8 protein-coding genes and 1 pseudogene are annotated in these 12,846 nt (G+C 35.3%); 3 read left to right on the top strand and 6 right to left on the bottom strand.

Annotated elements, in window-relative coordinates; all coding sequences use genetic code 11:
• Window positions 1-209: 209 nt before the first annotated feature.
• Together ltrA and NKR74_RS04580 are read left to right on the top strand one after the other, a co-directional pair.
• Complete coding sequence (gene ltrA / locus NKR74_RS04585; RefSeq protein WP_253628769.1) at window positions 210-2,192, top strand: group II intron reverse transcriptase/maturase; 1,983 nt, start codon at window positions 210-212, stop codon at window positions 2,190-2,192.
• A 162-nt stretch (window positions 2,193-2,354) separates the two neighbouring features.
• Entirely contained in the window at window positions 2,355-2,663 is a 309-nt protein-coding gene (locus tag NKR74_RS04580; protein ID WP_253628768.1) for a YolD-like family protein, read from the top strand.
• A 345-nt stretch (window positions 2,664-3,008) separates the two neighbouring features.
• On the opposite strand, the gene NKR74_RS04575 is transcribed toward NKR74_RS04580, so the two are convergent.
• The 3 genes from NKR74_RS04575 to NKR74_RS04565 all read right to left on the bottom strand — a co-directional run bounded on the left by NKR74_RS04575 (window position 3,009) and on the right by NKR74_RS04565 (window position 7,842).
• Entirely contained in the window at window positions 3,009-3,677 is a 669-nt protein-coding gene (locus tag NKR74_RS04575) for an excalibur calcium-binding domain-containing protein (protein WP_253628767.1), read from the bottom strand.
• Between the two features lie 742 nt (window positions 3,678-4,419).
• The gene (locus NKR74_RS04570) at window positions 4,420-7,314 is read right to left on the bottom strand and encodes a DEAD/DEAH box helicase (protein WP_253628766.1); all 2,895 of its coding nucleotides are present in this window, start codon (window positions 7,312-7,314) and stop codon (window positions 4,420-4,422) included.
• A 126-nt stretch (window positions 7,315-7,440) separates the two neighbouring features.
• Window positions 7,441-7,842 carry a (deoxy)nucleoside triphosphate pyrophosphohydrolase gene (locus NKR74_RS04565; protein WP_253628765.1) on the bottom strand — a complete coding sequence of 134 codons (402 nt, stop codon included), beginning with the start codon at window positions 7,840-7,842 and terminating at the stop codon, window positions 7,441-7,443.
• A gap of 34 nt (window positions 7,843-7,876) precedes the next feature.
• Here NKR74_RS04565 and NKR74_RS24050 point away from each other — a divergent pair, with 34 nt between their 5' ends.
• Window positions 7,877-8,083, top strand: a complete 207-nt coding sequence (locus NKR74_RS24050; protein ID WP_375337691.1) for an ATP-binding protein — start codon at window positions 7,877-7,879, stop codon at window positions 8,081-8,083.
• 105 nt (window positions 8,084-8,188) lie between these two features.
• Here the strand turns inward: NKR74_RS24050 and NKR74_RS04560 are convergent, their stop codons facing one another.
• The 3 genes and pseudogenes from NKR74_RS04560 to NKR74_RS04550 all read right to left on the bottom strand — a co-directional run.
• Window positions 8,189-9,682, bottom strand: coding sequence for a DUF2357 domain-containing protein (locus NKR74_RS04560; RefSeq protein WP_253628764.1), 1,494 nt, complete (start codon window positions 9,680-9,682; stop codon window positions 8,189-8,191).
• Window positions 9,657-11,912, bottom strand: a complete 2,256-nt coding sequence (locus tag NKR74_RS04555; protein WP_253628763.1) for an McrB family protein — start codon at window positions 11,910-11,912, stop codon at window positions 9,657-9,659. The genes NKR74_RS04560 and NKR74_RS04555 overlap by 26 nt, the downstream gene beginning before the upstream one ends.
• A gap of 241 nt (window positions 11,913-12,153) precedes the next feature.
• Window positions 12,154-12,777 (bottom strand): annotated as a pseudogene (locus NKR74_RS04550) (NAD(P)-binding domain-containing protein); the annotation flags it as partial.
• Between the last annotated feature and the right edge of the window lie 69 nt (window positions 12,778-12,846).

Genomic DNA, 12,846 nt, shown 5'->3' with positions numbered 1-12,846 from the left:
CGGATATAGTTGAATACGAAACGGACAACCGAGGGAAGTATTCTTAATAGTAGTGAGAGTAGTGGCACGACCCGAGAAGGTTCTGTAATGGAACTGGAGGAACAGCCACAAGCCTATATTGGAGGAACTGAACTTTCATCTAATCTTGCATGGATTCTGGTAAGACTCAAAAGGTCACCAAAAATCAATATAAGAGTAGGTGATAGACCATGAATGACAAATCTAAGCCCACGCTAAAGGATAAGAAACTTAGACACAATGAATACTACGGTATTCAAAATGTCCTAGACGACTTATACCAGAAAGCAACTAAAGGAAATTCTTTCAAGAAACTGATGCCTACTATCACATCAGACGAAAATATACTCCTCGCTTTTCGTAACATAAAAGGAAATAAAGGGAGTAAAACATCCGCCTGTGACAACATAAACATCAAGGACATTGAAAGAATGGAACAGAGCTACTTCTTGAATGAAGTTAAAAGACGCTTTCAAAACTACCAACCACAAAAGGTAAGACGGAAGGAAATACCTAAGCCCAACGGAGAAACAAGACCTCTAGGAATACCAAGTATGTGGGATAGAATTATCCAACAATGTATTCTTCAAGTTTTGGAACCTATTTGCGAAGCGCAATTTTGTAATAGAAGTTACGGATTTCGCCCGAACCGAAGTGCAGAACATGCCATAGCAGATAGTACTAAAAAGGTAAACCAACAAAACCTTACTTATGTGGTAGACGTGGATATTAAAGGATTTTTCGACGAAGTAAATCACGCCAAACTCATGCGCCAAATATGGACACTGGGTATACGGGACAAACAATTACTCGTCATTATCCGAAAAATATTGAAAGCACCAGTGCAAATGCCTGACGGTACAACAATGTTCCCGACTAAAGGTACCCCACAAGGTGGTATTCTCAGTCCCCTACTCGCCAACATCAATCTCAATGAATTCGACTGGTGGGTCAGTAAACAATGGGAAACATTCAAAGCCAAAAAGGTAAAACCAAGATACAAAGATGGAATTTGGAGTAACGACACCGTAACATATGTCCTATCCAAAACATCAAAAATGAAACCTATGTATATCGTAAGGTACGCAGATGATTTCAAAATCTTCACAAACACACGAAGCAATGCAGAGAAAATATTCAAAGCATGCCAAATTTGGCTAGAAGAACGCTTGAAATTGCCTATCTCAACCGAAAAATCCAAGATTACCAATCTGAAAAAGCAAGAGAGTGAATTCTTAGGCTTCTCTCTCAAAGCTGTAAAGAAAGGAAAACGGAAAAACGGAAACACACGATATATTGCAGAAACACACGTATCTCCAAAAGCACTGAAAAAGACGAAGCAAGATTTAGCAAAACAAGTGAAAAAAATACAGAAAACCCCAAACTCTATTGAAGCAATCAAAGGAATCAATTTATACAACAGCATTGTCATTGGCAAGCATAACTATTACAGAATAGCGACGCATGTCAGCCTAGACCTCGACAAAATGGGTCTAGAACTCGACTGTATGATGTATAACCGTTTCCCTAAGTCAACAAGAAGAGGAAAAAGCAACACTAATGGATACACGAATATAGGACAATATGAAGGAAAAGACAAAGGTATCAAACCATATCTAAAGTCAAAAAGGATGAGATATCTCATGAGACGTCCTATCCTACCAATCGCTTATATTCAACACAAAAATCCGTTGATGAAAAAGCAAGCCATTAACAAATACACCGTAGAAGGGCGAGCCTTGATACACAAAAACTTGGCAGACATAACCGAAACAGAACTAAAATGGCTAAGAGAAAATCCAGTCATAAATGGACGGACAACCATTGAATACAATGACAATCGAATTTCTCTTTACGTAGCTCAAAAAGGTAAATGCAGTGTAACAGGCGAGAAACTCTTGCCCTGGGATGTCCATTGTCACCATAAGCAATTATGGAGTGAAACAAAGGATGACAGCTACAAAAACCTTATCATCATCAACCCAAGTGTTCATAGACTAATACACGCAACCAAGAAAGAAGCCATAAACCAACTACTCAATGAACTAAAACTCAATGAGGAACAGTTAGACAAACTTAACAAATTGCGAAAGCTAGTCAAAAACGAGGAAATCTGTATTGAATCACAAATTGAAGTGGGATTAAATTATGAACAACTAGCGTTGTTTGCTTAGAATTTATCATTATTAGATGGAAAGAAAACTACAGTATAGGTGGACCGCGGTATGCCGTGAAAGTGGCACGTACCGTGCGGATCGGGGGAAAAGTTAGAGATAACTTCAAAGACTTACCTATCGATATACAATACAGGAGTACCGAAAATAAAAGGTCGAGGAATGGTAAAATGGCAGCCGTTTGCGTCAATGCCGGAGCAATTCGCTGGTATAAAACAAATCGTTGAAGAACAGACGAAAATACCACGCCCTATTCTTACACAAGATACGAAAGAAGAAATCGAAAGAGCACTACTCGAATCAATGAAATTACAAAAAACAATTATGATTTCTTATTACCAAAACGGACAGATTCTACATGAGACAGTCGTTACAAAAGTGATTGCACACCAAATAAGAATGGTGTTTTTTCAAGACTTGTTTGGGTTTACATTGCGGTTAAAATTTGATGATATCGTAGGTGTTGATTAAAATCCATTAACGGCTATTTTAGGTGTATATACTTATCGCTCGAGACGTTGCCTAGAATTCGTTCTACTATATCACAAAAGAATTAAGGTAAAACTAAAAGGCATGAGTCCGGTATACAGTACCAGAACTCATGCCTAACAAGTTACCTAATGAAATAGCCATGTCTAACGATTTGAGATCACTTCATTTCGGCGTTGCTGTTTTCCTTTCAAAATATGTATGAAGGCGGTACTGGCAAATTTCCTTCGTCCATCTAAATAAAAGATCTTCATCCTCTTCAGGATCGGAGCATGTTCAATAATTCAGTAAAGTTTTTACACATATATTAATGCTTGTTCTGGTTCTTTATCGATCGCATGCAATTCCATCTCCATCACGGTCTAAATGCTTTGCATAGCCCGGCTGTCCCTGGCGAATTGGTGCTTTTCCTGCTTTTCGCACTTCTGTGCAATTCTTATAAAATACTTGCTCTGGTTGTGATTGTGATTGTTGCTGTTGTTGTTTTTGAGCCGCTTCCTGCTGTGCTCGTTGTTCTGCCTCACGTTTGGCTTGCTCCTGTGCTAGTCGCTCTTGCTCTGCTTTAGCCGCAGCTTCCTGTTTAGCCTTTTCTTCAGCTTCTAAACGTGTTTTTTCCTCAGCAGCTTTCTTTTCTTCCTCTGCTTTTCTGGCAGCTTCTTCTTGCTTCTTCTTTTCCTCTATTTCTTGCTTTTCTTTTGCTGCTTTCTTCTCTTCAGCTGCCTTTAGCTCTTGCTTTGGTTCACTCTTTGCCATTTGTTTATTTGCTGGCTGCATTTGTAAACCCATTATGATAAACACACAAAATAATAATACAGCCCCCCATACGCCAAACCATAACACACGCCAGGATCGGTTTCTAACACTTCTACGTGTCGCCCATAGACGGTAGACAGCAAACAGCGCTCCCGCTACAAACACAATTGTTACATTGGTCAAAATAGCTAAAATTAATAATGCAATGATTCCAATTACCCACATAATTGCTTTTTTCTTCATGCTATTCCCTCCTTCCTTTCATTATCATATCAAAATTCATAATTATTTTGTCATATTTTCTTAGTTCTATAATGATATAAAAATTTCTATACAGTCTTGATATGAAAGGATTTTTTCTCTTTCTTCCTACATATCCAATTGATTATGTTGCATGAAATTTTGCATATTCTCCACTCATCTAATAGCAACAATTTTTGCAAAAGGCTATTTTCGGATATATTGTTGCTCGTTAGAACATTCAAGTCTACTTAGATGCAGCTACCCATCTCATATTCCAACCGAAGACCCGGTCCATCTGCTTATGACCATTAAAATATTTTACTAGCTTTTAAACCTTAAAAGTCTCATCATTAAGGTTTAAAAGCATGGCAATAGCACACATATTTAAGCCATTGCGATGTTCATCCATTCTTACAACAATATCTGGTCCATTTTTTTCTTTAAAATAACGATGCCATTGACCATAAAATCACATTTCAATTAAATTTAGGTCAATACAGAAAAATATTGTTTTTATATAGAACATTAGCTCAATATTTCGAGCCCCTCCGCCACATAAAAACAACATTTCCCTAATTATTTTAAAACTATTCTTTTAGTAGTCTGAAAAGATATCAAAAACATAATCAGTTGACGGCTTCTCAATCGATATGACAACAAAAAGGTAGTAAACTTCTAAATTATTATCCCAAACATTGAGAGCATCTTCTTATAATCAATTCTCATACTGATTAAATTTAATTTAAGATACTCCATCCTTAATATAAGAATAAAGCTTGTTATCAACCGCATGTTCCATAACCATATTCATTGTAACAACAGGTAATTCTTTTCCATTCTTGTCTTGCATTTCAGTTTGTTGCACACTCTTCTTATCAGGAATTGCCTTACCTAAATAGTAAAAATCACTTCCCTCATCATCATCTTTTTTCACAAAGATATGAATGTCAATGTTGTTTTCTTCTGCTTCAATAATTGTTTGAACTTCTCCCGATTTCAATGTTCTATTACTTCTTGTATACCATTTAAGAACTTCTTGATTGAGAAACTCATCACCATAATTCACACTGGACTCTATCTCATCATTTTTATGGTACGTGATAAATATTGGACAAGTATGATGTTTGGTTTTATAACCATACATCGTTGAGTTTTCATCATTATCCCAATTTAATAACCTACAAGCATCTTTTCTGGAATATTTTCTGTATAAGGTAAGCGGTTTGTTAGACTCATATAATTTACTCTTCACTTTTGCACTTCGAACAATGTCAATAACCATATCTTTAAAATAATTATTTTGCTTCAAACTTTCATGAATTGAATCATTAAACATATAATCCTTACGTTCGGAACAAGTAACAATTGGCTTTTCTCCATATTTTTTCTTGCCATTTTGCATGAAGAATGACAAATCAAAAATACGTTGAACAGAAGCTATCGTAGCATCATCAATTTGACAATTAGATTCCATTAAATAATTGAGGTACTGATCATGGTTAACCTTTTCTTGGTGTAATAACAAATCTAATAAAATAATTTCATGTTTGCGTTTTCCATTCAATACTTCTAATGAGAGCATTGTTAAAACTTTATTTTCATAATCTGTTAACGCTGGAACTTCTTCTTTCATTTTTAATAAAAATTGATAGTAATTCGAATGCTTTTCAGCAAGCACAACAGGATCAATAGAATGATTTAATATAAAATCGTATAGATATGGAACTCTTCCTATTCTATTTTTCAATTCAACAAAAGCTTCTTTTAAGATTTTCATTTCTGTTAAATTACTATTATTAATCGCTTTAAAAATTTGTTTTTTCGCTATTTCTTCAAAGTTAACCGTTGAGATACCTTTAATATAACTTGTATCATTTGTACGTCTACGTATATTGTCTTTGTTTTGTGATTTGTCTCCTGAAAGAGCGATTGGAATTAAATAATTATTTTTATAATTACCAATAAAATCAATGATCGTAACGAAATCTTTGGAATTATGCTTACGAAGTCCCCGTCCAAGCTGCTGAATAAAGATAATACTAGATTGAGTTTGCCTTAACATGACCACTTGATTAATACTTGGGATATCAATTCCTTCATTAAAAATATCTACAGTTAAAATATAATCAAGCATACCATTTTCTAATTGGTTTACTCGAAGTGCTCTTTCGTCTTGAGAGTGATCACCTGTTAATGCCACTGTGCGGAAACCTTTTTCGTTTAGTGCACGAGATAGTTGTTCTGCTTCCTCTTTTCTACTGCAAAACATCAATCCCGTTACTTTTTCGCCAGAAAAACCGTAATATTGAACCTTTTCAATTATATGATTTACACGTTCTTCAGTAACAAGATTCGATAAAACTGTAGCATCGTCTATCGTTTCTCCATTATATTCAAAATCTGTTACTCCAAAGTAATGAAAAGGGCAAAGCATATCTTCTTCAAGTGCTTCTTGCAAACGAATTTCATAAGCAACATTGTAATCAAATAGCTCATAAATATTGAAATTATCGGTCCGTTCAGGTGTAGCGGTCATTCCCATTAAGAATTTAGGTTTAAAATAATCGATTACTTTTTGATAAGATTTCGCTCCTGCTTTATGAACTTCATCTATTAAAATATAATCAAATACCTCAGGATCAAATTGAGATAAATTGGCTTCTTTTGAAATGGTCTGAATGGTAGCAAATAAATACTTTGCATCTGTTTGCTTATTGGAACCTGATAGGATTCCAAAGTCTTCTTCAATTCCACCAAGAACCCTTTGAAAGTCTGATTTTGCTTTATGTAATATTTGCTCACGATGAACAATAAATAGCATGCGTTTAGGAGCAAAACGTCTCACATCGAATGCCGAAAGATATGTTTTACCCGTTCCTGTTGCTGAAATAATTAACCCTTTTTCTTTTCCAGCATCTTTAACAGCTTGTATTTCTTGCAATGCTGCCTGTTGCATTTTATTTGGAACAATTCTTAAAGCATCTTCAATAGAATTATTATATTGACTAGGTAATTCGATAACTTGATCCGTTACTTTATTATCAACTTGCTTGTAACCTTTTTCGTAATTGGTAATCCACTCTTCAGTTAATGTTTGAGCATCTTTCCACACTTCTTCAAACTGGCTTTTGAAATGATGGACGATCTCTCCATCTTCATGCGATGTTAACTTCACATTCCATTCATAGTTTACCTTTAGTGCATGTGCTGTTAGATTAGAACTTCCAACGATCAACGAATAGTGAGTTTTGTGGTTAAATATGTATCCTTTCGAATGAAAACCTGCTAAATTTGTTAATCTTACTTCTACATTTTCAATTTTCATTAGTTCTCTAAATACTTTTGGTTGGTTGAAATTTAAAAATGTTGATGTTAATATACGTCCTTTAACCCCTTTTCGCTTAAGATCAAGAAAATGAGATTTTAAAGTTGCAAGACCGCTTTCCGTAATAAAAGCGACTGAAAAAATAAAGGATGTACTATTTTCAAGCTCTTCTAACAATGAACTTAAAACGTTTTCATTTTTTTTCGTATTGTTTACTAATAGCTTAGGTTTATAATTTCCAGATTGACTATATTTTTGATCGATAAACCCCTTATATAAAGAGGCTTCTAATTTTTGAATAAAATTCTCCATATGATCACCGTTTATGACAAATTTTTATACTAATTGTATTACTCACTGTTTTAGAGTACAAATTTATTACGAAGTTTAAAAAGCTATTCACACATGGTGAATAGCTTAATATGTTTTCTAATAACATTAATTTACAAAAGATGCCTTTGATAACTTCTCAATAGTCGGAATATCAGCAGGTGCCCAATCTAAAGATGCAAGCTCGTTTGGATGTAGCCATTTTATCAATACATGTTCAGTTAAAACAGGCGTTCCTTCAATAAGCTTGCAATAAAAAGTCTTCAAATGAACAATACCAAAATCATACTCATAAGCTGTATAATCAATTTGCTCACCAATCTGTACTTTACAATGCATTTCTTCACTAATTTCACGTTGTAATGCTTCTTGAGGTGACTCTCCCTCTTCTATTTTTCCTCCTGGAAATTCCCACTTAAGGGGTAGCGCTTTAGTTGGTCCTCTTTGTGCACATAAAATTTTCTCATCTTCAACAATTACTGCTCCAACAACATAAATATTCTTTTTCATTACGTCCTCCTTAACTTAACAGAAACTCTGTAATATACGTTTTTCATATTTAGTAAAATACAAAAGATGCCTTCTATATATTTTAACGACTAATATGTTTTTTAATCAGCGAGATCAAATCTTTATAGATATTATGATCTCTCTCATTATCTTAGATCAATTAGCTCACTATTCTCATGTCTCTTATACTAATAGAAATAGCTACAGAATGAAAGAGTCATTAGTTATGAAGACTGGATAAGTGATTCCAATTTGGATTTTCACTTATTACTCTTTTCATATTGCGCACTAAGATTTTCTTCCTTCTCACTTCATGAAGTACTCTGAGTCCCACTCTATAAAGTAACTAGCCTTCAAAAATACTACGAATCCAACCCTTAAATTCTGTAAAATCTTGACCAGGCGCCAAACAAAAAGCCCCCATCTTATATCGTCTATGAAAATCTGCATCGAAAAAATCTTTTTCTTGTGAACTTCGATCTTTTTGAGGAGTAATGATATAGACTTCCTGTACTGCCTTCTCTTCATTCGTACGAGATAGAATTCCATCTCGATATTTGTGCATTTCTCCTAAAGCGGTTGGCAAGTTGGCTGGAACTCTGTATTTGGGATCGAGTATATACAGTTTTCCTTTAAACTCTAGGACAATGTCCGGTATCATTCGCTGGGTATAAGAATAAAATGGACTTGTGTTGCCTTGAATGATTTTTTGATATGTTAATGTTGCACCGTTTTTCAGCTTGATTACACTTTCCTTGTTTTCGGCTAAGCCGAGATAAAATGTGTTTTCTTTTTTCGTAAAAATCCCTTTTGCATCTTCAATTAAATTGAGCTCACGAAGGTATGAAACAATTTTCATAAAGACCCACATTTCATAAATCAAATATGTTTCCTTTAAAGATAATCGCATTCCTATATCGAATGTAATCGTCTTAAAATCATACAGTTTTTGAAACCATTGATACCAAGTACGGTACATTGGATGTTTACGAAACACTTGAGAAATGTTAACAAAGCCAAAGTGAGGCTTGATACCTTGCAGAAAATCAGCTTGCTTCCAATGATACAGCCAATCTAAATATTGCTGGGCTGCTTTCTGTATTGTTTCGTTTCCCGCCTGCCGATACCATTTTAGTAACCTCGTAAGCTCATCTATTTGTGCTAGCAATACTTGGTTTTCGTATAGATTATATGTTTCTTCTTTTCGAATAGATTGAATGTAAGTCGGAAACTGGCTCGGTGATCCCCCGTATACTTCTCCTTTTTGTTCCACCCATAAGAGCATTTTTTGATCAACAACTTTAACTTGTTCACGCCTTGAGATAATCTGTTCTTGTTTTAACCTTCTTAAGGGGTGTTTTTCAATCATGTAAAAAGTAGTACGTAATTGCTGCATACAGTTATGAATGTAATTCCACTGAAGCCAGGAAGCTTCCCGTGTTTTTCCAGAGGCTGATACATCAGCTTCAAAGCCTGTTTCCTGAAATACAATTTGTGCTTCTCTTAAAACTTCTTTTAACATCTCTTCATATTGCTGCGTAGAAAGCTTTCGTTCGTCAGGGTAAACAAATGATTCTATCTTCTCTTTTTTCTCCTCAGTTAAGACTGAAAAATTGACAAGACCACTTTGAAAAGAAGTTTCAAAGATTCCTTCCCATCCATGCGGCGTTCTTTTCATAAATAAAGGAACATTCTGCATAGAAAGATGAAGATTTTTCTCTGTGAAACAGCGCCATTTATATTGTTTAGCCTCTTCTAAATACATATCTGTGAGGGGAATCCATCTGGAAGAATGGTCATCCCAAACTTCAACCTTAACGCCAGAACTGAGTTGCTCCATAACGCTCTAGTTCCCTTCTCATTCGTTCCAAATGACGATACGATTCTGACTCTGCTCCAAAGTGTGTCTCACTAATTCTTAAGAACTCATCAAGCAGCCCTGTAATTCGTTCGTCCCCTCGTAACTTAGGTAAAATCTTTTCTGCAATAACTCGGTCTAATGCGTATGTTTGATCCATTTGCAAATCATTAGGCAACAACGTATTTTTATATAATTTGCGGAGCATTTCACTCATTGTTCGGTAACCGAAGTGGAGTTCGTACTTCGCTAATTCTTTATGAATAGTAAGAAGAAGCTCCCATTCTTTTTTCAGCGTATCCTTTAATTGTTGGTCAAGCCTGTTCCAATACTCATCAAAGTCGACATCTGAAAGTGTCATGACGAATGCTCGATCTAACACTTTATCAGAAATACTATGGGTACTTTCGTCTACATTAATTGTCCCCACAAGATAGAAATTATGCGGAATCTCAATTGTCTTCGGAACATCCGTTATCTCATCTTGAACATGTAGTCGAATAGGTTTACGTGACTCGACTGCACTTAAATAGTCACTCAGATAATACTCCACTCTAGCTAAGTTCATTTCATCTAACACAACAAAATGAGGTTTGTCCTTTTCTTCACTCGCTTGTAAAAGTACTTCTAAAAACTCTGTTTTCATATACCTCTTTTCAAAAGAACTGTAATAACCAAATAAAGCAGTTGCATCCATCCAGTCAGGGCGAACGGGAATGACTTTTAAGTAAGGATTATCTTCACTATAATCCAATCCATATACAGCATTAGCGTATAATCGGCATAGCTGCGTTTTCCCTGTTCCTGAAATACCATTTAAAATCACGAAATGCTTATCATCTAAGCAAGTTAAATTCAGATGAAAATCTCGAATAATTTCATTTGAAAATGTAAATCCACTTTCATTCACTAGTTCAATAATTGCAGATAAATCAAACGAACTGGTCAAATCTTCTGACTCATCAACGTTATCGTCATCAGTGACACCCTCCGCTATCCCTTTAGGCAGCGAAAAACTACCTGTCACATCGCCAAAAATTAACGCTGCTGTAATAAGACGGTTCTTTATATCAATCATTGGCTCACGAAATGCTTTTGTGTCTGAGACATAAGTTCCTAAATAAAACTTATCGTTGTCATTTAGCGTAAAATTATGATTTTTTAACGCCTCAATTCCTTTTTCTTGATACATTTGATTTTCATTATTTTGATTATGTTGCCCCCGGTGGTAAAATGCCTTTTTGATCCACCATTCATACGGATCATTAGAAATCATATCGCGAATTTGAGCATGAATTTGTGTTTTATTATTAATCCCTACTCCTATCGCTTCTTTTGCATTGGTTCTATGTCTATAATAGATTTTAAAATAGCCATCTGTAATAAGCTGACCATTATCGTACACATTGAATGGTTGTTTAAACTCATTTGTTTTTACCTTTTCAACGTCTTTAAATTCAATCGTATAAGTTCTTGAAAAGACGGATAACTGGCTAGTTGTTTGTTCGTTCTTAAAATTGTCTAAAAATAATAGTGCTTCACTATGTAATTCTGCTTCTGTTTGCAAAAAGGAGTAAACAGGCGCCAACTTATTGAATGTATCCCACATCACTTTCATTAATTGCTCTTCTTCCATCTCCCCTTCAAGCGGAAGAACGGTTCCGAAGTGTATGGACGGTGTTCGTTTATTTTGAATATACTCGTGAACAGTTTGTTTTAACTCATCATGCGGAATAATCTTCATTTCATTTTCTAATGTAAACACTTGTAGTGTTGGATCAATTTGATCCATTAATTGATCTATCCCGCGTTCACCATGTCTCTTTGAAAACACCCAAAAAGGATAAAAATCAGAATACGAAAAAATACGAATCTGCTTGCTCTCTAAATTATATTCGAACCTAAGAACAAATAACGGCGTCTCAAAATAACGCTCATCAATTAACTCAACAAACCCCTTTTTCCCATAGTGCTGCTTTTTCTCTGCATACTTAGGATTTTTCAAATCTGTAATCGTTGTTTTTAAAGTTTGTTCATACCCATGCACCTTAAGTTGTTTTAAATATGGTTCTTGGTCGCCGTACATCATAACAAATTTATCTAAAACATTACGGAGCATTGGCTGCAATTCATCTAATATTCTTTGACAACGCTCTATCGTATCTTCAATTTCAACTATTTCTGTTAAAGTATTTGAATTAACTAGTTCCATCTGACAGTTCCTTTCTATTCATTTCACATGATTATATTGGTCTATTTTCCAATTATACCAATATAGAAACTTTTCATCGATAGGGTACTATCATTCATTTTGCGGACAAAATTAATAATAAATATAATGAATCCAAATAGTGGACACTAAAAAACTCCAACTTACTTCTACCAAGTTGGAGTTCCATACCTCTATCAACCTATTCTTTTCAAATTTCGCGCTACGATATGCTTTCTACAATTCACAACTCAACCCTAGTCCCCACCCCATTCTCAACAGCCTTCTCATAAAAATACTTCGCCACCACAATATCCACAACGGCCAGTCCAACAGATTTAAATACGGTAATTTCTTGATCGCTTTCCCTGCCAGTTCGTTCACCGCTTATAATTTGTCCGAGTTCTGCGTGAATATCGCTTTCTTTGAAAACTCCTTCTTGTATTGGAATTTGCAGGTCACCGGTTTCTTCTAGTGCCGCTTCTTTTGATTCGACTACTACTTTGTGAGCTGAGGAAATGACATGAGACGGCAGTTCTTGCATTACCGGTCTGAATGAACCGACAGCATTTACATGAACGCCAGGTTTTAATGTTTCTGAAAAAACAGGTGTTAAGGAGTTCGTTGTCGTGACAACAATATCTGCTTCACGTACTGCTTCATTTGCATCTGCGTATATGTAGACAGGTTTATTATATTTTTCTTTTATATACTCGGCGAATTCGGCAGCTTTTTGTTCTGTTCGGTTATAAAGCATAATGTTTTCAATGTCCCGCACAGCGAGCATAGCCTGGACAAGTCCTTTTGCTTGCTCTCCTGTACCGATGATGCATAAGTTTTTCGCATTTTGGCGAGCTAGGCCTTTTGTTCATCCCACAATCCCCTCCTTTCCATCCCCCGTCGTTACAATTCCTATTGTTTTAACAAACTATATATA

Source organism: Bacillus sp. 3103sda1, from assembly GCF_024159135.1.
GTDB lineage: Bacteria > Bacillota > Bacilli > Bacillales > Bacillaceae_G > Bacillus_A > Bacillus_A rhizoplanae.
The sequence above is the reverse complement of the archived record's forward strand: the minus strand, read 5'-3'. Positions and strand labels throughout refer to the sequence as shown.

What these genes read in the sequence shown, in the direction of transcription:
- NKR74_RS04580 (WP_253628768.1), top strand. Translation starts at nt 2,355, where the DNA reads ATGGTAAAATGGCAGCCGTTTGCGTCAATGCCGGAGCAATTCGCTGGT.
- NKR74_RS04560 (WP_253628764.1), bottom strand. Translation starts at nt 9,682, where the DNA reads ATGGAGCAACTCAGTTCTGGCGTTAAGGTTGAAGTTTGGGATGACCAT.
- ltrA (WP_253628769.1), top strand. Translation starts at nt 210, where the DNA reads ATGAATGACAAATCTAAGCCCACGCTAAAGGATAAGAAACTTAGACAC.
- NKR74_RS04565 (WP_253628765.1), bottom strand. Translation starts at nt 7,842, where the DNA reads ATGAAAAAGAATATTTATGTTGTTGGAGCAGTAATTGTTGAAGATGAG.
- NKR74_RS04555 (WP_253628763.1), bottom strand. Translation starts at nt 11,912, where the DNA reads ATGGAACTAGTTAATTCAAATACTTTAACAGAAATAGTTGAAATTGAA.
- NKR74_RS04570 (WP_253628766.1), bottom strand. Translation starts at nt 7,314, where the DNA reads ATGGAGAATTTTATTCAAAAATTAGAAGCCTCTTTATATAAGGGGTTT.
- NKR74_RS04575 (WP_253628767.1), bottom strand. Translation starts at nt 3,677, where the DNA reads ATGAAGAAAAAAGCAATTATGTGGGTAATTGGAATCATTGCATTATTA.